18 protein-coding genes are annotated in these 18063 nt (G+C 72.0%); 11 read left to right on the top strand and 7 right to left on the bottom strand.

The window, feature by feature from the left end; translation table 11 throughout:
• The first annotated feature begins 49 nt into the window (after positions 1–49).
• Complete coding sequence (locus C1N71_RS06600; RefSeq protein WP_137755674.1) at positions 50–1411, top strand: protealysin inhibitor emfourin; 1362 nt, start codon at positions 50–52, stop codon at positions 1409–1411.
• Positions 1412–1429: 18 nt separating this feature from the next.
• On the opposite strand, the gene C1N71_RS06595 is transcribed toward C1N71_RS06600, so the two are convergent.
• On the bottom strand, positions 1430–2311 hold the full coding sequence (locus C1N71_RS06595; RefSeq protein WP_137755673.1) for a LysR family transcriptional regulator: 882 nt from the start codon (positions 2309–2311) through the stop codon (positions 1430–1432).
• 76 nt (positions 2312–2387) lie between these two features.
• Between C1N71_RS06595 and C1N71_RS06590 the strand changes: the two genes are divergently transcribed.
• From C1N71_RS06590 to C1N71_RS06580, 3 genes are all read left to right on the top strand, one after another.
• A complete protein-coding gene (locus C1N71_RS06590) occupies positions 2388–3089 on the top strand; it encodes an aspartate/glutamate racemase family protein (RefSeq protein WP_137755672.1) in 702 nt (233 codons plus the stop codon).
• Positions 3090–3153: 64 nt separating this feature from the next.
• Positions 3154–3441 carry a GNAT family N-acetyltransferase gene (locus C1N71_RS06585; protein WP_137755671.1) on the top strand — a complete coding sequence of 96 codons (288 nt, stop codon included), beginning with the start codon at positions 3154–3156 and terminating at the stop codon, positions 3439–3441.
• A 119-nt stretch (positions 3442–3560) separates the two neighbouring features.
• Entirely contained in the window at positions 3561–5168 is a 1608-nt protein-coding gene (locus C1N71_RS06580) for a DHA2 family efflux MFS transporter permease subunit (protein ID WP_137755670.1), read from the top strand.
• Between the two features lie 11 nt (positions 5169–5179).
• On the opposite strand, the gene dhaM is transcribed toward C1N71_RS06580, so the two are convergent.
• The 3 genes from dhaM to dhaK are packed head-to-tail and all read right to left on the bottom strand — an operon-like array spanning position 5180 to position 7472.
• Positions 5180–5863 carry a dihydroxyacetone kinase phosphoryl donor subunit DhaM gene (gene dhaM / locus C1N71_RS06575; protein WP_137755669.1) on the bottom strand — a complete coding sequence of 228 codons (684 nt, stop codon included), beginning with the start codon at positions 5861–5863 and terminating at the stop codon, positions 5180–5182.
• On the bottom strand, positions 5860–6471 hold the full coding sequence (gene dhaL, locus C1N71_RS06570) for a dihydroxyacetone kinase subunit DhaL (RefSeq protein ID WP_137755668.1): 612 nt from the start codon (positions 6469–6471) through the stop codon (positions 5860–5862). The genes dhaM and dhaL overlap by 4 nt, the downstream gene beginning before the upstream one ends.
• On the bottom strand, positions 6471–7472 hold the full coding sequence (gene dhaK, locus C1N71_RS06565) for a dihydroxyacetone kinase subunit DhaK (protein ID WP_137755667.1): 1002 nt from the start codon (positions 7470–7472) through the stop codon (positions 6471–6473). The genes dhaL and dhaK overlap by 1 nt, the downstream gene beginning before the upstream one ends.
• Before the next feature lie 240 nt (positions 7473–7712).
• Between dhaK and C1N71_RS06560 the strand changes: the two genes are divergently transcribed.
• Positions 7713–8429 (top strand): MIP/aquaporin family protein, encoded by a 717-nt coding sequence (locus C1N71_RS06560; protein WP_441297174.1) that lies wholly within the window; start codon positions 7713–7715, stop codon positions 8427–8429.
• Positions 8430–8534: 105 nt separating this feature from the next.
• Entirely contained in the window at positions 8535–10049 is a 1515-nt protein-coding gene (gene glpK / locus C1N71_RS06555; protein WP_137755666.1) for a glycerol kinase GlpK, read from the top strand.
• Between the two features lie 62 nt (positions 10050–10111).
• Here the strand turns inward: glpK and C1N71_RS06550 are convergent, their stop codons facing one another.
• The gene (locus C1N71_RS06550; RefSeq protein ID WP_137755665.1) at positions 10112–11089 is read right to left on the bottom strand and encodes a hypothetical protein; all 978 of its coding nucleotides are present in this window, start codon (positions 11087–11089) and stop codon (positions 10112–10114) included.
• A gap of 2 nt (positions 11090–11091) precedes the next feature.
• Positions 11092–12159, bottom strand: coding sequence for an anthranilate phosphoribosyltransferase (gene trpD / locus C1N71_RS06545; protein WP_137755664.1), 1068 nt, complete (start codon positions 12157–12159; stop codon positions 11092–11094).
• Between the two features lie 73 nt (positions 12160–12232).
• Between trpD and ctaE the strand changes: the two genes are divergently transcribed.
• Genes ctaE through C1N71_RS06520 form a run of 5 tightly spaced genes read left to right on the top strand, consistent with a single transcriptional unit; the run spans position 12233 to position 17430 of the window.
• Entirely contained in the window at positions 12233–12868 is a 636-nt protein-coding gene (gene ctaE / locus C1N71_RS06540) for an aa3-type cytochrome oxidase subunit III (protein WP_137755663.1), read from the top strand.
• Between the two features lie 14 nt (positions 12869–12882).
• Positions 12883–13680 carry a cytochrome bc1 complex diheme cytochrome c subunit gene (qcrC, locus tag C1N71_RS06535; protein WP_137755662.1) on the top strand — a complete coding sequence of 266 codons (798 nt, stop codon included), beginning with the start codon at positions 12883–12885 and terminating at the stop codon, positions 13678–13680.
• A 17-nt stretch (positions 13681–13697) separates the two neighbouring features.
• Complete coding sequence (gene qcrA / locus C1N71_RS06530; protein WP_254678126.1) at positions 13698–14774, top strand: cytochrome bc1 complex Rieske iron-sulfur subunit; 1077 nt, start codon at positions 13698–13700, stop codon at positions 14772–14774.
• Entirely contained in the window at positions 14771–16375 is a 1605-nt protein-coding gene (gene qcrB, locus C1N71_RS06525) for a cytochrome bc1 complex cytochrome b subunit (RefSeq protein WP_137755660.1), read from the top strand. The genes qcrA and qcrB overlap by 4 nt, the downstream gene beginning before the upstream one ends.
• An 11-nt stretch (positions 16376–16386) precedes the next feature.
• Complete coding sequence (locus C1N71_RS06520; RefSeq protein WP_137755659.1) at positions 16387–17430, top strand: LLM class flavin-dependent oxidoreductase; 1044 nt, start codon at positions 16387–16389, stop codon at positions 17428–17430.
• Here C1N71_RS06520 and C1N71_RS06515 read toward each other — a convergent pair.
• Positions 17427–18017 (bottom strand): hypothetical protein, encoded by a 591-nt coding sequence (locus C1N71_RS06515; RefSeq protein ID WP_137755658.1) that lies wholly within the window; start codon positions 18015–18017, stop codon positions 17427–17429. The two genes, C1N71_RS06520 and C1N71_RS06515, sit on opposite strands and share 4 nt — an antisense overlap.
• Positions 18018–18063 lie beyond the last annotated feature (46 nt).

Here is an 18063-nt window from a genome sequence, read left to right as displayed (position 1 = left end):
GCCCATGAGCCGCTCGCACCGTGTCGGCGCCCCCTCGTAGGGTCGTGCCATGCACGGCATCGTCCCCCCGTTCCTGCTCGAGAGGCTCGGCGACCACCCCACCGCCTCGGTCGCTCGCTGCGCACAGCGCACCCTCACGCTCGACGAGGCGCTCCGCGACGCGCGTCGCACGACGAGCCCGCGCGCGGCCTCCGGCGCCCGCGGGCTCGTGGCGGACGGCGCACCCGCCCCGCGCCGCACGATCGCGGACGCGCAGCGCACCATGCGCCTGCCGGGCACGACGGTGCGCAACGAGGGCGACGCGCCGACGGGCGACGTCGCGGTCGACGAGGCGTACGACGGGCTCGGCATCACCTGGACGCTGCTGCACGACGCCTTCGGGCGCGACTCCCTCGACGGCGCGGGCATGCCGCTGCTCGCGACGGTCCACTACGGCGAGGCGTACGACAACGCGTTCTGGAACGGCGAGCGCATGGTCTTCGGCGATGGCGACGGCGAGGTCTTCCTCGGCTTCACGTCAGCGGTCGACGTCATCGGCCACGAGCTCGCCCACGGGCTCGTGCAGGCGACGACCGACCTCGTGTACCAAGGCCAGTCGGGTGCGCTCAACGAGTCGGTCGCCGACGTCATCGGCTCGCTCGCGAAGCAGCACGCGCTCGGCCAGCGGGCCGACGAGGCCGACTGGCTCGTGGGCGCTGGGCTCTTCGCCGAGGGCGTGCAGGGCGTCGCGCTGCGATCGCTCGCAGCGCCGGGCACCGCCTACGACGACGACGTGCTCGGCACCGACCCCCAGCCGGCGACGATGGCCGACTACGTCGTGACGACGAGCGACAACGGCGGCGTGCACATCAACTCCGGCATCCCGAACCACGCGTTCTACCTGGCGGCGACGGCGATCGGCGGGTTCGCGTGGGAGCACGCGGGCCTCGTGTGGCTCGACGTGCTCACGAACGGCTCCATCGACGAGCGCGCCGACTTCCTCGCGTTCGCGACGGCGACGGTCGCTGCTGCGGAGGCTCGCTTCGGTGCCGACTCCGTCGAGCGTCGCGCGATCGCCGACGCGTGGGATGCCGTGGGCGTCACCGGCGAGGATGCTGCCGTGCCGTCCGCACCCCAGGAGCGCGCGGAGGTCGTGCGCGTCGAGCGCTCCGGCGGGATGCTGGGGCGCGAGCGCGTCGGCGTCCTCCCGGAGTCGGCGCTGCCGAGCCGCGATCAGCGCGCGCTCGAGTCCCTCATCGAGACCGGCACGCTCGCCGAGCTCTCGGCGCAGGAGGATGCGCGCGTGCGCGACGGGTACGTCTGGCGCGTCACGATCGAGACCCGGATCGACGTGACGCTCGTCGAGCCTGCGCTGCCCGACGACGTGCTCGTCCTGCTGCACCGCATCCTCGAGCTCGGCGAGCGACGCTGACGGCGTCGCCGCCTGCGCTCACACGACGGCGGCGATCGCGTCGACCACGGCGCGGATGGCCGGGACGCGGTCCGCTCCCGCACGGTGGCGGATGCTGAGGACGCGTCCCGATCCGTCGGCGAGCGGCAGCGCGGCGACGCCCTCGCGACGATGCGCCGCCATCGCCATGGAGGGCAGCAGCGCCACCGCGCCCGTGCGCGCGACGAACGACTGCGCGGCGACGAGGTCGTCGGTGGAGTGCTGGACGTCGGGCGCGAAGCCCGCCCGATCGGCGAGGAGCTCGAGGTGCTGTCGGCAGCGAGGGCATCCCGCGACCCAGCGCTCCTGCGCGAGGTCGGCGAGCGCGATCGCGTCGCCGGCGGCGAGCGCGTGATCGCTCGGCACCACCACCATGCTGGGGTCGTCGCCGAGCGGCACGCGCTCGAGGCCGACGTCGTCGTGCGACTCGGCGTACTCGAAGACCACGGCGAGGTCGACGTCGTTGCCGGCGACCGCCGCGAGCGCCTCGGGCGGCTCGGCCTCGACGACGCGCACCTGCACCTGCGGCGCGTCCCGCAGGAGCCTGGCGATCGCACGCGGCACGAGGTCGGCCATCGCCGACGGGAACGCGGCGAGCGTCACGGTGCCTCCGCCGGCGACAAGCTCGGCGAGCTCCGCCTCGGCCTGCCGCAGCGAGGCGTCGATCGCGTCGGCGCGCGCGAGCAGCCGCTCCCCTGCCTCCGTGAGCGTCACGCCCGTCGGTCCGCGCAGCAGCAGCGCCGTGCCGAGCTCGCCCTCGAGCGTGCGGAGGTGCTGGCTGACGGCCGGCTGCGTCCATCCCAGCGAGCGGGCGCCGCCGGAGACGGAGCCGGCGCGTGCGACGGCGCGGAAGATGAGCACGCGACGAGGATCGAGGTCCATGCTAGAAGCATACGTTATGGATCGTCGTAGCAATACAAGCCTAGCCAATGGCGCTCATGCCTGCTGCGATGGAGGCATGGACACGATCGGCCTCATCGGCGGCATGAGCTGGCACTCGACGCTCGACTACTACCGTGCCATCAACGCGCGCGTCGCGGAAGCGCTCGGCGGCCACCACTCCGCGCGCATCCTCCTCACGAGCCTCGACTTCGACGCCGTCCGCGACTGCCAGGTGCGCGAGGACTGGGATGCCGCGGGCGCGATGCTCGCCGAGGAGGCGCGCCGGCTCGAGACGGCGGGCGCCGATCGCATCGCCCTCTGCACGAACCTCATGCACAAGGTCGCTCCCGCGGTCGAGGCCGCGATCGACGTGCCGCTCGACCACATCGGCGATGCCGTCGCGCTCGCAGCGCGCGAGCGCGGCATCGCGCGGCTCGGCATCCTCGGCACCGACTGGGTCATGCGCGAGCGCTTCTACGCCGACCGGCTCGCTGCCCACGGCGTCGACGCCGTCGTGCCCGGGCCGGAGGATCGCGCCATCGTCGACCGCATCGTGTGGGACGAGCTGACGCGCGGCATCGTGCGCGATGCGTCGCGCGACGCGTATCGCGGCGTCGTCGAGCGGCTCGTGGCGCAGGGCGCCGAGGGCGTCGTGCTCGCCTGCACCGAGATCCAGCTGCTGCTCGGCCCGGGCGACGTCGCCGTGCCCGTCATCGACTCTATGGCCGCGCACGCGGACGCCATCGCGACGCGCGCCCTGCAGGTCGTCGTCGCCTGAGCACGGCTCGAGGCGACCGCGACACGCCCTCGTGCCGAGCACCCGCGCGCCCTACCCTGGCTGCATGAGCGAGTCGGTCGAGATCCTCGACGCACCCCAGCAGGGCCGGTTCGAGCTGCGCGTCGACGGCGAGCTCGTGAGCTTCGTCGACTACGCCGACATCGACGGTCGCCGCGTCTTCCCGCACACGCAGACCTTCTCGGAGTTCGGCGGACGCGGCTACGGCACGCGCGTCGTGCGCGCGGCGCTCGACGAGGCGGTCGCCGAGGGTCGTCAGATCGTGCCCTCGTGCCCGTTCGTGCGAGCGGTCGTCGAGCAGCACCCGGATGCGTACGGCGCGCTGCTCGCCTGACCCACCGGACAGCCCTGGACCGCCGGACGCACCTGACCCATCGGACTGCGGCAGCGGCGAAGGCTACACCCGCCGCACGGCGGTTGCAGCGGAGCGCGTGGAGGCGCAGAGTCGCTTCCGTGCAGCACTCCACCGGCTCCCGCGCGCGCTGGCTGGGCCTCGTCGCCATCAGCCTCGCGGTCGCGATCATCATCGTCGACTCCACGATCGTCAACGTCGCGATCCCCTCGATCGTCGACGATCTCGGCATCGGCTCGACCCAGGTCCAGTGGGTGCAGGAGAGCTACACCCTCGTGTTCGCCGCGCTGCTGCTCGTGTTCGGCGCGCTCGCCGACCGCGTCGGCCGACGCCGCATGGTGCTCGTCGGCGTCTTGATCTTCGTCGCCGCGTCCATCCTCGCCGCCTCCGCCCCCACGGGCGATCTGCTCATCGCCGCCCGCGTCGTGCAGGGCGTCGGCGGCGCCATGATCCTGCCGACGACGCTCTCGCTCATCAACGCGGGCTTCCGCGGTCGCGATCGCGGCATCGCCTTCGCGGTGTGGGGCTCGACGATCGGCGGCATGGCGGCTGTCGGCCCGCTGCTCGGCGGCTGGCTCACGACGTCGTTCTCGTGGCGCTGGGCCTTCGGCGTGAACGTGCCGATCGGCGCGCTCATCGTCGTCGGGCTCCTGCTGTTCGTGGCGGAGTCACGGGATGCGGACGCCCGCGGCATCGACGTCGTCGGCGCCCTGCTCGCGGTCGTCACTACGGGCACGCTCGTCTTCGGGCTCATCGAGGGCCGCAGCTACGGATGGTGGACGGCGACGGACGCCGTGCCCTCGTGGTGGGCCCCGAGCCTCTCGCCCGTGCCGATCGCCTTCGCGGTCACCCTCGTCGCTGGCGGCGCCTTCGTGTGGTGGGGCGTGCGTCGCGATCGCCTGGGCCTCCCGGCGATGCTCGACGTCGCGCTGCTGCGCATCCCCTCGTTCCGCGATGGCAACGTCGCGGCGATGATCGTGGCGCTCGGCGAGTTCGGCATCATCCTGTCGCTGCCGCTGTGGCTGCAGGGGGTGCTCGGGTACGACGCGCTGCAGACGGGGCTCGTGCTGCTCGCGCTCGCGATTGGCTCGTTCGTCGCGAGTGGCTTCGCGGGTGCCATGGGCGGCAGGCTCTCGGCCGTCGCGATCGTCCGCGCCGGTCTCGTGGCGGAGGTCGTCGGCCTCGCGGCCGTCGCCCTCGCCATCGGGCCGGACGCCTCGTGGATCGCCATCGTGCCCGGCCTCTTCGTCTACGGCTTCGGCGTGGGCCTCGCGACGGCGCAGCTGACGAACGTCGTGCTGCGCGACGTGCCCGTCGCGCTGAGCGGCCAGGGCTCGGGCACGCAGAGCACGTCGCGCCAGATCGGCTCGGCCCTCGGCATCGCGCTGCTCGGCACCATCCTCTTCACGAGCGCCTCCGGCATCCTCGACGCCCGGCTCGCCGAACGCTCCGTGCCCGACGAGGCGCGGCAGCAGATCGTCGCGACGGTCGTCGACTCGAGCGGCACGGCCATCCCGGCGCTCGCGGCGCAGGACGCGCAGGCGGGCGAGGACGCGCGCATCGCGTTCAGCGACGCCACGCGCCTCGCGGCGCTCACCGCGGCCGGCTTCGTCGCCCTCGGCCTGCTCTCGACCCTGCGCCTGCGGTCCCGGCCCGCTGACGGCGAGGACTCGGACGCGCCCGCGGCGCGCGAGGCACCGCCCGCCTGACGCGACCGCGTTCAGGCCTCGCCGAACCCGTCCTCGACGAGCGCGGCGATCGCATCGACCGCCTCCTGCGCCTGCGTCCCCGTCGCCGACACCGTGAGCGTGGCGCCGCGGTCGAGCCCGAGCCCGAGGATGCGCAGCATGCTGCGAGCGTCGACGCCGTTCACGAGCACGGTCGCGTCGAAGGTCGCGGCGAGCTGCACGAGCTCGGCGGCCGGGCGCGCATGCAGGCCGGATGCGTTGCGCAGCGTCAGGGTGCGCGAGGGCCCCTCGGGCGTCGATGGCGCGCTCGAAGGGGCGCCTGCGGGCTCGGAGGACGCCCCGCCTGCCGACTCCGCCGCGCGCACCACCGCGTCCAGGTCCTCGCCGGACTGCGCGGCGACGGCCGCCGCGACCGAGCCCTCGACGATCGGGGCGTCGGCGATCCGCACGCGCTCGCGCGCGTCGTCGTCGAGCAGGTCGAGGGCCGTCTCGGCCGTGAGCACCGCCGAGCCGAGATCGCACAGCACGACGACGCCGTCGCCCGACTCGGCGCGCGCGAGCGCCGCGGTCACGAGGTCGAAGCTCGTGCCGACGCCGCCGTCGTCGGTGCCGCCGGCGGGCTCGATGGCGACGTCGGCGGCCATCTGGCCGGCGAGCTCCACGATCCCGGCCGCGATGCTCGCCGAGTGGGAGACGACGACGAGCCCGACGCTCACGCGTCGGCCGCCGCGCGGAGGATGAGCGCCGTCGACTCGCTGCCCGGATCCCGATGCCCGATCGCCCGCTCGCCCAGGTACGACGCGCGACCCTTGCGGGCGACGAGCGGCTCGGTCGCCGCGGCGCCCGCCTCGGCGGCGTCGGCGGCGGCGGCGAGCGCCGCGACCGGGTCGGGGGCCGCCCCCGCCGCCTCCACCGCCGGGGTCCACGCGTCGATCATCGTCTTGTCGCCCGGCTCGGCCTTGCCGCGCGCGACGATGCCGTCGCGAGCGGCCGCGAGGACGTCGACGAGTGAGTCGTCGAGCGTCGCCGCGTCGCCCGCCGCCATCGACGCCTTGAGGAAGGCGGTGCCGTAGAGCGGCCCGCTCGCACCGCCGACCGTCGAGATGAGCGTCGTCGCGACGAGCTTGAGGATCGCGCCGGGCGTCGCGTCGGCGTCGAGGTCGGCGAGCCTCGCCCGCACGGCCGTGAAGCCGCGGTCGAGGTTCTCGCCGTGGTCGCCGTCGCCGATGTCGCGGTCGAGGTGCGTCAGCTCCGCCTTCCGCTCGGCGACGCGATCGGCGACGAGCTCGATCCAGCGGCGCGTCCAGGCTGCGTCGAGCGCCATCAGCGACCCCAGCGCAGCGCGGGCGTCTGCACCGGCGCGTCCCACAGCTCGAGCATGGCGTCGTCGAGGCGCAGCACCGAGATCGAGCAGCCCTGCATCTCGAGACTCGTGACGTAGCTGCCGACGAGCGTGCGGGCGACCTCGATGCCGTGGCCCGCGAGCACCTCGGCGGCGCGCCGGAACACGACGTACAGCTCGACGAGCGGCGTGCCTCCCATGCCGTTGACGAAGAGCAGCACGCGGTCGCCCGACGCGAAGGGCAGGTCCTCGAGGATCGGCTCGAGCAGCCGGTCGACGATGGCGTCGGCGGGCTCCATCGCGATGCGCTCGCGGCCCGGCTCGCCATGGATGCCGATGCCGATCTCGATCTCGCCGTCGCCCAGCTCGAACGAGGGCTCCCCCGCATGCGGCACGGTGCACGGCGACAGCGACATGCCCATCGAGCGGACGTTCGCATTGACGGCGCGCGCGATCGCGGCGACCTCGGCGAGCGAGTCGCCGCGCTCGGCGGCGGCGCCCGCGATCTTCTCGACGAGCAGCGTGCCCGCGACGCCGCGGCGCCCCGCCGTGTACAGCGAGTCCTTCACGGCGACGTCGTCGTCGATCACGACCGACTCGACCTCGATGCCCTCGGCGAGCGCCAGGTCGGCGGCGGTCTCGAAGTTGAGCACGTCGCCCGTGTAGTTCTTCACGATGTGCAGCACGCCTGCGCCGCCGTCGACCGCCTTCGTCGCCGCGACGATCGGGTCGGGCGTCGGCGACGTGAAGACGGCGCCCGGCACGGCGGCGTCGAGCATCCCGTGGCCGACGAAGCCGCCGTGCAGCGGCTCGTGGCCGGAGCCGCCGCCCGAGACGAGGCCGACCTTGCCCGCGACGGGCGCGTCGCCGCGCGCGATGACGTAGGGCGGATCCTGGATGACGCGGAGCTCGGGGTGGGCGGCGGCGATGCCTGCGACCGCCTCGTCCACCACCTTCGAGGGGTCGTTGATGAGCTTCTTCATGGTCTCCCACTTCCATCGGGGGCGGACGTCAGGGCCAACCTACGCCCGGATGCTCGCACGCATCCAGGGAACCGGTTCCATCCCCGTCGTGTCGCCACTGTCGCCGAGCAAGGCTCAGGCATAGGCTGGCGCCACCCTCGCTGGGGAGGGTCCCGGGCCCACGCCCGCGTCGATGTGGAAAGCAGGTACCTGTTGGACAATCTCGGTTTGGTCTTCCTGTCGGAGACCGTGGGCACGGCGATGCTGCTGCTCCTCGGCGCCGGCGTCGTCGCCAACGTCGTCCTCGCGAAGACGAAGGGCTTCGGCGGCGGCTTCCTCATGATCAACTTCGGCTGGGGCCTCGCGGTCTTCTCGGGCGTGCTCGTCTCGGGCTACTCGGGCGCGCAGCTGAACCCCGCCGTCACCATCGGCCTCATCACGAACGACCTCGCCACCGGCACCGAGGTGCGCTGGGGCTTCTACCTGATCTCGGTGCTCGGCCAGCTCGTCGGCGCGTTCATCGGCGCCGTGCTCGCGTGGGCCGCGTACAAGCAGCACTTCGACGCCGAGGAGGACCCCGGCGCCAAGCTCGGCACGTTCTCGACCGGGCCCGGCATCCGCTCGTACGGCTGGAACCTCGTCACGGAGATCATCGCGACCTTCGTGCTCGTGTTCGTCATCCTCTCGTTCGGCCTCAACGGCGGCGGTGGCGACGCGAACGTCGTCGGCCCGCTCGGCGCCCTCGCGGTCGCGTTCCTCGTCGTCGCGATCGGCGCCTCGCTCGGCGGTCCGACGGGCTACGCCATCAACCCGGCCCGCGACCTCATGCCCCGCCTCGCGCACGCCGTCCTGCCCATCAAGGGCAAGGGCGACAGCGACTGGGGCTACGCGTGGGTGCCGGTCGTCGGCCCCCTCATCGGCGGCGCCCTCGCCGGCCTCCTCGCCCCCGTGCTGCTCGCGAGCGGCATGGCGGCCTGACCTACTCGGCGATGGAGGGGGCGCCGCCCCCTCCATCGCCACCCCATGGGCCGCGCACAGCGACCACCCCTAGCCTCCGGGCACACCCACCACGAAGGAGTGACAATGGCCGACGACTACGTCATCGCGATCGATCAGGGCACCACCTCGACGCGCGCCATCCTGTTCGACCACGCCGGGAGCATCGTCTCCACGGGCCAGCTGGAGCACGAGCAGATCTTCCCCCAGGCCGGATGGGTCGAGCACGACCCCAAGGAGATCTGGAACAACACGCGCGAGGTCATCGGCCAGGCGCTCTCGAAGGCCAACGTCACCCGCCACAACGTGAAGGCCATCGGCATCACGAACCAGCGCGAGACGGCGGTCGTCTGGGACAGGACCACGGGCGAGCCGGTCTACAACGCGATCGTCTGGCAGGACACGCGCACCCAGAAGATCGTCGACCGCCTCGCGAACGGCGACGTCGAGCGCTACAAGGCCAAGGTCGGCCTGCCGCTCGCGACCTACTTCTCGGGCACGAAGATCGTGTGGATCCTCGAGAACGTCGAGGGCGCGCGCGAGAAGGCCGAGGCCGGCGACCTGCTGTTCGGCACGACCGACACGTGGGTGCTGTGGAACCTCACGGGCGGAGTCGACGGCGGCGTGCACGCGACCGACGTCACGAACGCCTCCCGCACGCTGTTCATGGACCTCGAGTCGCTCACGTGGGACGAGTCGATCCTCGCCGACTTCGGCGTGCCCGCCTCGATGCTGCCCGAGATCCGGTCGTCGTCGGGCGAGTTCGGCATCGCGAGCGACGCGAGTCTGCTGCGCGAGACGCCCATCACGGGCATCCTCGGCGACCAGCAGGCCGCGACGTTCGGCCAGGCGGCGTTCGACAAGGGCGAGGCGAAGAACACCTACGGCACGGGCAACTTCCTCATCTTCAACACGGGCGAGGAGATCGTCCACTCGAAGAACGGCCTGCTGACGACCGTCGGCTACAAGATCGGCGACGAGCCCACGCACTACGCGCTCGAGGGTTCGATCGCGGTCACGGGCTCCCTCATCCAGTGGCTGCGCGACAACCTGGGCCTCATCCAGGACGCGCCGAGCGTCGAGACGCTCGCGAAGACGGTCGAGGACAACGGCGGCGCGTACTTCGTACCGGCGTTCTCGGGCCTCTTCGCGCCGTACTGGCGGCCGGACGCGCGCGGCGCGCTCGTGGGCCTGACGCGCTACGTGAACAAGGGGCACATCGCCCGCGCAGCGCTCGAGGCGACGGCGTTCCAGACGGCCGAGGTCGTCGACGCGGTGAACGCCGACTCCGGCGTCGACCTCACGGAGCTGAAGGTCGACGGCGGCATGATCGCGAACGACACGCTCATGCAGTTCCAGGCCGACATCCTGCAGGTGCCGGTCGTCCGCCCGGTGGTCGCCGAGACCACCGCGCTCGGCGCCGCATACGCCGCGGGCCTCGCCGTCGGGTTCTGGGGCAGCCTCGACGAGCTGCGCAAGAACTGGCAGGAGGACAGCCGCTGGACTCCGAACCTCGACCAGGAGGAGCGCGACCGGACGTACCGCAACTGGAAGAAGGCCGTGCAGAAGACCCTCGACTGGGTCGACGACGACGTGCGCTAGCCGCGCGTCGCACGCGGTGAGAGGGGGTCGGCATCGCCGGCCCCCTCTCGCATGCTCGGGGGCTACGACCAGGCGGGGTCGAGCAGCCAGATCGCGATCGTCGTGATCGCGACCCAGCAGATCGTGAGCTTCGCGTAGGCGACGACGAGCAGCGCCGTCGCGAACCAGTCCTCGTCCGGGTCGAGGCGCGATCGCGCCGTCGGCTGCTTCGCGAGGTGCAGCAGCACGATCGCGACGGGGTCGAGCATGCACGCGGTGAGGATGCCGGCGAGCCGGATGCGCTCGCGCTCGCTCCGTACCGGCACGCTCGGATCGGGCGCCTCGAGCGGCAGCAGCACGCGCGCCCAGCCGTCGATCCACCACGCGAACACGACGAGCGCGACCCCGACGCCGACGATGACGAGGCTCGCGATGGCCTCGTCGTCGATCGTGAGCATCGCCGCCTGCCCGCCGTCCTGCTGCGCGAGGCGCTCGCGCACGAGCGGCAGCACGCGGCCGAAGAAGGCCAGGCCCGCGAGGCAGCCGCCCATGAGGGTCGTGAGCACCGTGAGCGGATGCCGCATGCGCAGCAGCAGCATGACGGCGACCCACGTGATGAAGCCGGCGAACTCGACGGCGGAGACCGCCCCGATGCGGAGCCGGCCGAAGAGGTCGGTCGAGACCATGACGGTGCCGGCCAACGCGACGATCGCGTGGAGGCACAGCGCCCACGCGGCGAGCAGGCGCGCGTCGCGCGAGGCCGGCGCGAGCGCGATGGCGAGCACCATGAGCACGATGCCGAGCAGCCGCAGCGCGAGCAGCGCCTCGAAGGCGGGCGGCTGCTCGAGCAGCAGCGTGATGCCGTATGCGACGAGCACGGCTCCGGCGGTGAGCGCCGAGACGAGCAGCGACCGCGTGCCGTGGTCGCCCCAGCGCACGGCGACGCGACGCCAGGGCTCGACGGTGTCGCGCGACCCCAGCCGCGCATCGACGGTGCGATCCTCGAGCAGCGTCGCCATGGGGCCGGCGCCCAGCGCCTGCTCCGCGACGCGCCGCTCCACGGTCAGTCGCCGTCCCGCGAGCGTGCGGCCGCCTGCTGCCAGCGCTCGAGCGTGGCCGACGCCGCGCCGGAGTCGATCGCCTGCGCCGCCACCTCGAGCGTCTCCGCGAGTCGCTCGCGCATCGGGCGATCGCTCTGCCGCGGGTCGGCGTGCACGCGCCAGGCGGCGAGCGCCGCGGCGGCGTTGAGCAGCACGATGTCGCGCACGGGCCCCGTCTCCCCCGCGACCGTCCGCCGCACGACGTCGGCGTTCGCGACGGCGTCGCCGCCGACGAGGTCGGCCATCGAGGCGAGCGGGATGCCGATCTCGCGCGGGTCGACGTCGTGCTCGACGACGTCGCCGCGCACGACCTCCCACAGCTCCGAGTGCCCCGTCGTCGTGAGCTCGTCGAGGCCGTCCTCGCCGCGGAAGACGAACGCCGTGCCGCCGCGGGTCGCGTAGACGCCGACGAAGTTCTGGATGCGCGAGCGATCGGCGACGCCGCACGCCGTGACCTCCGGCCGCGCGGGGTGCACGAGCGGGCCGAGCTGGTTGAACACCGTCGACACGCCGAGCGCCGCGCGGACGGGGCCGGCGTGTCGGAATCCCGGGTGGAACCGCATCGCCCATGCGAACGAGATGCCCGCCTCGTCGAGGATCGCGCGCACGACCTGCGGGTCCTCGTCGGCGGGGATGACGCCGAGCTCGCCGAGCACGTCGGACGCGCCGGTGCGGGACGAGACGGCGCGATTGCCGTGCTTCAGCACGGGCACGCCCGCGGCGGCGCACACGATGCTCGCCATCGTCGAGACGTTGACGGTGCCGTGGCGGTCGCCGCCCGTGCCGACGATGTCGAGCACGAGCGAGTCCCCGGCCAGCGGCACGGCGTGCGCGAGGATCGCGTCGCGGAAGCCGACGAGCTCGTCCACCGACTCGCGCTTGGCCCGCAGCGCGACGAGGAAGGCGCCGAGCTGGGCCGGGTCCGCGAGCCCGGAGACCACCTGGTCCATGGCCCATTCCGCCTGCCCGATCGTGAGATCCTCGGGGACGAGCAGCGTCTCGAGGACGCCTGGCCAGGACTTGGGCTCCATGGCCGACAGCCTATCGACGCCACGCCTGCACCCCGAGGCCGAGAGCGACCTCGAAACCGCCTAGGATGGACCTGTGACCAGCACCTCCCTCTCCCACCCCGGGGCGACGCAGCTCGTGCGTCGACCCAACAGCGTCGCGGTCGGGACCATCGTCTGGCTGGGCAGCGAGGTCATGTTCTTCGCCGGCCTGTTCGCGATGTACTTCACGCTCCGCTCGACGACCGGCGACCTGTTCCAGACGGAGTCGTCGCTGCTGAACGTGCCGTTCGCCACCGTGAACACGTCGATCCTGGTGCTGTCGTCGGTGACCTGCCAGTTCGGCGTCTTCGCGGCCGAGCGCCTGCAGAAGACGCGCACGGGCTCGCTGTGGAACGTCAAGCAGTGGGGCATGGTCGAGTGGTTCTTCCTCACCTACGTCATGGGCGCGATGTTCATCATCGGCCAGGTCTTCGAGTACGCGGTGCTCGTGCACGAGGGCGTGACCCTCGCGACGAGCGCGTACGGCTCGGCGTTCTACATCACGACCGGCTTCCACGGCCTCCACGTGACGGGCGGCCTCATCGCCTTCCTGTTCGTGATCGGCCGCGCATACGCGGTGAAGCACTTCGGTCACAAGGAGGCGACCAGCGCCATCGTCGTGTCGTACTACTGGCACTTCGTGGACGTGGTCTGGATCGCGCTCTACCTCATCATCTACTGGCTCCGCTAGGAAGGGCGCTTCTCTTGGCACACCGCAGCAAGAAGACCGGCAGGCGACACCCGCTCGCGAGCCTCGGTCTCCTCGTGCTCGGCCTCGTCGCGGCCGGCGGCGTCTCGACGGTCGTCGGGCAGGTCGCATCCGCAGACGCGTCGACGCAGGCGCCGACGCAGCTCACGGTCGACGACGGCGAGCAGCTCTTCCAGGCGAACTGCGCCACCTGCCACGGCGTCAACGCCGAGGGCACGAACGACGGCCCGAGCCTCATCGGCGTCGGCGCGGCCTCCGTCGACTTCCAGGTCATGACGGGCCGCATGCCGCTGGCCTACTCGGGTCCGCAGGGCATGGCGCGCGCGCCGCAGTTCTCGCAGGAGCAGTCGGACGCGATGGGCGCGTACATCGCCGAGCTCGCGCCCGGTCCCGAGGTGCCGAGCGAGGAGATGCTCGACACGACGAACGCCAACGTCGCGAACGGCGGCGAGATCTTCCGCATCAACTGCGCCATGTGCCACAACGTGGCCGGCGCCGGCGGTGCGCTCACGGAGGGCAAGTTCGCCCCCGACCTGCACGACATCGACGCCGCGCACATCTACGAGGCCATGCTCACCGGCCCGCAGAACATGCCGGTGTTCAACGACGACAACATCTCGCCCGAGGAGAAGGCGGACATCATCGCCTACCTCCACTTCCTCGACGAGAACCCGAGCGTCGGCGGCTTCGACCTGGGCTCGCTGGGCCCCGTCTCCGAGGGTCTGTTCATCTGGATCTTCGGTCTCGGCGGCATCGTGGCGATCACGGTCTGGCTGACGGCGAAGCCCAACTGATGGCCGAGGAGACGAAGATGCAGGACGTCGAGCTCCACCGCGACGCCGAGCTGGAGCGATCGAGCGAGTTCGAGAACCCGGGGCTGCCGCCGCACCGCAAGCGCCAGACGGACCTCCACCCCGAGAAGGAGAAGCGCGCGGAGCGCGTCGTCTTCACGTGGTTCCTCGTGTCGGCGCTCGGCTCGATCCTCGCCGTCGCCGCCTACGTCGCCGTGCCGATCACGCCGGGCGACCTGACGAGTACGAGGTTCAACAACCTGTTCCTCGGCCTCGGCATCGCGCTCGCGCTCCTCGCGATCGGCATCGGCGCCGTGCACTGGTCGAAGCAGCTCATGAGCGACGAGGAGCACGTCGAGCTCCGCCACCCCACCCGCGGCACGGAGACGACGCGCGCGAAGGCCGTCGAGGTCTTCACGCTCGGCGACCAGGAGTCCGGCTTCACGCGTCGCTCGCTCATCCGCAACTCGCTCATCGGCGCGATCGCGCTCGCCCCGCTGCCCGCGGTCGTGCTCTTCCGCGACCTCGGCCCGGCCGACCAGGTGCCGACCGACGTCTTCGCCCACACGATGTGGGAGACGGGCACGCGTCTGTGCCTCGACCCCACCGGCACGCCCATCCGCGCCGAGGACGTGTCCTACGGCTCCGCCTTCCACGTGATCCCCGAGGGTCTCGAGGAGTCGGAGCACCCCCTCGACGAGAAGGCGCTGGCGGCCGTGCTGCTCATGCGCCTCCCCGCCGACCAGCTCAACGAGTCCCCCGAGCGTGCAGGGTGGTCGTACGACGGCATCGTCGCGTACTCCAAGATCTGCACCCACGTCGGCTGCCCCGTCGCCCTGTACGAGCAGCAGACGCACCACCTGCTGTGCCCGTGCCACCAGTCGACCTTCGACGTGAAGAACCACTGCCAGGTGATCTTCGGCCCGGCCAAGCGCCCCCTGCCCCAGCTGCCGATCACGGTCGACGACGAGGGCTACCTCATCGCACAGCGCGACTTCACGGAGCCCATCGGGCCCTCGTACTTCGAGCGTCTCCACGACGTCGACGAGGACGGCCACGTGCAGGTCGCCGGCACCACCACGGAGCAGCGAGCATGACCGCGATCGCACCCGCGCCGCAGGCGCCCAAGCAGCGCAGGACCGTCACGTCCTGGGCGGCGAACTACCTCGACGAGCGCACGAGCATCTCGGGCGTCACGGCCTACCTCGGCCGCAAGATCTTCCCCGACCACTGGTCGTTCATGCTCGGCGAGGTCGCCCTCTACTCGTTCGTCGTGATCCTGCTCTCGGGCACGTTCCTGACGTTCTTCTTCGACCCGTCGATGGGGCACACGACGTACGAGGGCTCGTACGTGCCGCTCAAGGGCATCGAGATGTCGATCGCCTACGCGTCGGCGCTCGACATCTCGTTCGACATCCGAGGCGGCCTGCTCATGCGTCAGGTGCACCACTGGGCGGCGCTGCTGTTCGTCGCCTCGATCGGCCTGCACATGCTGCGCGTGTTCTTCACGGGCGCGTTCCGCAAGCCGCGCGAGCTCAACTGGGTCATCGGCTTCCTGCTCTTCATCCTCGCGATGGCCGAGGGCTTCACGGGCTACTCGCTCCCCGACGACCTGCTCTCGGGCAACGGCCTCGCGATCATCAACGGCATGGTGAAGGCCATCCCGCTCGTGGGCGGCTGGATCTCGTACCTGCTCTTCGGCGGCATGTTCCCCGGCGTCGACGTCATCCCGAGACTCTTCGTGCTGCACATCATGCTGCTGCCCGCGATCCTCATCGTGCTGCTCGGATTGCACATGGTCCTGCTCGTGCTCAACAAGCACACGCAGTTCGCGGGCCCGGGCAAGACGAACGAGAACGTCGTCGGCGTGCCGATCATGCCGGTGTTCGCGGCCAAGGCCGGTGGCTTCTTCTTCCTCGTCTTCGGCGTCATCACGGCGATCGCGGCGACGTTCACGATCAACCCGATCTGGAACTACGGTCCCTACGACCCCTCGCCCGTCTCCGCCGGCACGCAGCCGGACTGGTACATCGGCTTCGCCGACGGCGCCCTGCGCCTCGCGCCGGGATGGGAGTCCGAGCTCTTCGGGCTGACGTTCTCGTGGAACATCCTGCTGCCGATGGCGGTCCTCGGGCTCTTCATCGTGCTCGTGATGTTCTACCCCTTCATCGAGGCGTGGGTGACGCAGGACAAGCGGGAGCACCACCTCGCCGACCGTCCGCGCAACGCGCCGACGCGCACCGCGATCGGTGCTGCCGGCGTCACCTTCTACGCCGTCATGTGGGCGGGCGCCTCGTCCGACCTCATCGCGACGCACTTCCACCTCAACGTGTTCCAGGTGACGTGGGTGCTGCAGGCGCTCCTGCTCCTCGGCCCGATCATCGCGTTCTGGACGACGAAGCGGATCGCGCTCGCGCTGCAGAAGAAGGATCGCGAGATCCTGCTGCACGGCTTCGAGTCCGGCCGCATCGTGCGCCGCCCCGGCGGAGAGTACGTCGAGGTGCACCAGGGTCTCGACGAGTACGAGTCGTGGCGCCTCAAGGCGTTCGAATCGCCGGAGCCCGCCAAGGTGCGCCCCGACGAGCGCGGACGCATCACGCCGGGCACGCACGTGCGCGCGGCGCTGTCGCGCTGGTTCTTCGAGGACCGCATCGAGCCGGTCACGAGGGCCGAGCTCGAGCGCGTGTCGCACCACTGAGCGCGGCATCCATGCTGGGCTTCGGGCTCCACACCTTCGGCGACGTCCTGGGTGCGGAGCCCGAGGCGCATCCGCGCACGATCCGCGAGGTCGTCGCCGAGGGCGTGCTCGCGGACGCCAGCGGCGTCGACTTCCTCGGCCTCGGCGAGCACCATCGCGCGGACTTCGCGCTCACTGCACCCGAGGTCGTACTCGGCGCCCTCGCGACCGCGACGCAGCGCATCCGGCTCGGCACCGCGGTCACGGTGCTGTCCTCCGCCGATCCCGTCCGGGTCTTCGAGCAGTTCGCGACGATCGACGGCCTCTCGAACGGGCGTGCCGAGCTCATCGTCGGGCGCGGCTCCTTCGTCGAGTCGTTCCCACTGTTCGGCTTCCGCCTCGAGGACTACGAGACCCTGTTCGAGGAGCGGCTCGAGCTGCTCGCCGCGCTCGTCGCCGAGGAGCCCGTGACGTGGAGCGGCACGCTGCGCTCCGCGCTCGCCGACCAGCAGGTGTGGCCGCGATCGCAGGCGCACGCGAACGGCGGTCGGATCCCCGTGTGGGTCGGGGTCGGTGGCACGCCGCAGTCGGTCGTGCGCGCTGCACGCCACGGCTTCGACCTCATGCTCGCCGTCATCGGCGGCAGCCCGCGGGCGTTCGCACGGTTCGCGAGCCTGTACCGGGAGGCGATGACGCGGTTCGGCCACGACGGCGGACGCGTCGGGCTGCACTCCCCCGGGCTCATCGCGGACACGGACGCCGAGGCGCGCGAGCTGCTACGGCCGCACTGGATCGTGCAGCGCAACCGCATCGGCGCCGAGCGCGGCTGGGGCCCCGCCTCCGCGCGGGAGTTCGACGATGCCGCGAGCGACGAGGGAGCCCTGTTCGTCGGCTCACCCGAGACCGTCGCCGCGAAGATCGTGCGCGCCGTCCGCGACCTCGGGCTGGATCGCTTCGACCTCAAGTACGCGTCCGGCACGCCGCATGCGGCCAACCTGCGCACGATCGAGCTCTTCGGCACCGAGGTCATCCCGCGCGTGCGCGACGCCCTCGGCCAGTCGGCTCCGGCCCCCTAGACGGGCAGCGGCTCGCCGCACTCGCGGCACGTCGCAGCCGCCGGCACGACCATGAAGCAGGCCGTGCAGGTGACCTCGCGCATGCCGCCGGTGGGGGCCGGCCGCGCGGCGCGCGCGGGCTCGCGACGCGTCGTGGTTCGCTGGCGCGCGGGGGGCCGTGCCGCCGACGTCCTGGGCGTCAGCTGCGGGCGGCCGCCGTCGGCGGGCAGCGTGGCGCCGAACGCGCGGTAGCAGGCGAGGCGATCCTCGGCGGCCTGACGCTCGCGCGCCTGGACGGTGGCGCCCGGCGCAGCACCGGGGTGGTCGCCGACCGAGAGGTCGGCGCGGACGCACAGGGATGCGAGCCGCGGCTCGCCTCTGGACTCGGCGTCGGCGGCGACCTTGCCGAGCACGGTCCCCATCCACTCGTCGGCGTCCTGCCGGGTCGAGATGCCGGTCGCCGACTGGATGCGCCCGGCGAGCTGCTCCTCGGTGATCCACGCACCGTACTCGCCGGCGACCTCGACGAGCACCTCGCGCGCGGCGGGCCACCAGGCCCGCACGGCGTCGGACTGCGACACGTACCTGCCGTTGGCGAGGTCGGGCATGGGCGGCTCCTCCTTGGCGGTCGACCGTCCACCAGGCTACGTCACG

This window comes from Agrococcus sp. SGAir0287 (genome assembly GCF_005484985.1).
Lineage (GTDB): Bacteria > Actinomycetota > Actinomycetes > Actinomycetales > Microbacteriaceae > Agrococcus.
Note: the sequence above shows the minus strand (reverse complement) of the source record. Positions and strands in the feature narration are given on the sequence as shown.

What these genes read in the sequence shown, in the direction of transcription:
- C1N71_RS06595 (WP_137755673.1), bottom strand. Translation starts at nt 2,311, where the DNA reads ATGGACCTCGATCCTCGTCGCGTGCTCATCTTCCGCGCCGTCGCACGC.
- dhaK (WP_137755667.1), bottom strand. Translation starts at nt 7,472, where the DNA reads ATGAAGAAGCTCATCAACGACCCCTCGAAGGTGGTGGACGAGGCGGTC.
- C1N71_RS06560 (WP_441297174.1), top strand. Translation starts at nt 7,713, where the DNA reads ATGCTGCTGCTCCTCGGCGCCGGCGTCGTCGCCAACGTCGTCCTCGCG.
- qcrB (WP_137755660.1), top strand. Translation starts at nt 14,771, where the DNA reads ATGACCGCGATCGCACCCGCGCCGCAGGCGCCCAAGCAGCGCAGGACC.
- C1N71_RS06515 (WP_137755658.1), bottom strand. Translation starts at nt 18,017, where the DNA reads ATGCCCGACCTCGCCAACGGCAGGTACGTGTCGCAGTCCGACGCCGTG.
- C1N71_RS06520 (WP_137755659.1), top strand. Translation starts at nt 16,387, where the DNA reads ATGCTGGGCTTCGGGCTCCACACCTTCGGCGACGTCCTGGGTGCGGAG.
- dhaL (WP_137755668.1), bottom strand. Translation starts at nt 6,471, where the DNA reads ATGGCGCTCGACGCAGCCTGGACGCGCCGCTGGATCGAGCTCGTCGCC.
- trpD (WP_137755664.1), bottom strand. Translation starts at nt 12,159, where the DNA reads ATGGAGCCCAAGTCCTGGCCAGGCGTCCTCGAGACGCTGCTCGTCCCC.
- qcrA (WP_254678126.1), top strand. Translation starts at nt 13,698, where the DNA reads ATGCAGGACGTCGAGCTCCACCGCGACGCCGAGCTGGAGCGATCGAGC.
- C1N71_RS06590 (WP_137755672.1), top strand. Translation starts at nt 2,388, where the DNA reads ATGGACACGATCGGCCTCATCGGCGGCATGAGCTGGCACTCGACGCTC.
- C1N71_RS06600 (WP_137755674.1), top strand. Translation starts at nt 50, where the DNA reads ATGCACGGCATCGTCCCCCCGTTCCTGCTCGAGAGGCTCGGCGACCAC.
- C1N71_RS06585 (WP_137755671.1), top strand. Translation starts at nt 3,154, where the DNA reads ATGAGCGAGTCGGTCGAGATCCTCGACGCACCCCAGCAGGGCCGGTTC.
- glpK (WP_137755666.1), top strand. Translation starts at nt 8,535, where the DNA reads ATGGCCGACGACTACGTCATCGCGATCGATCAGGGCACCACCTCGACG.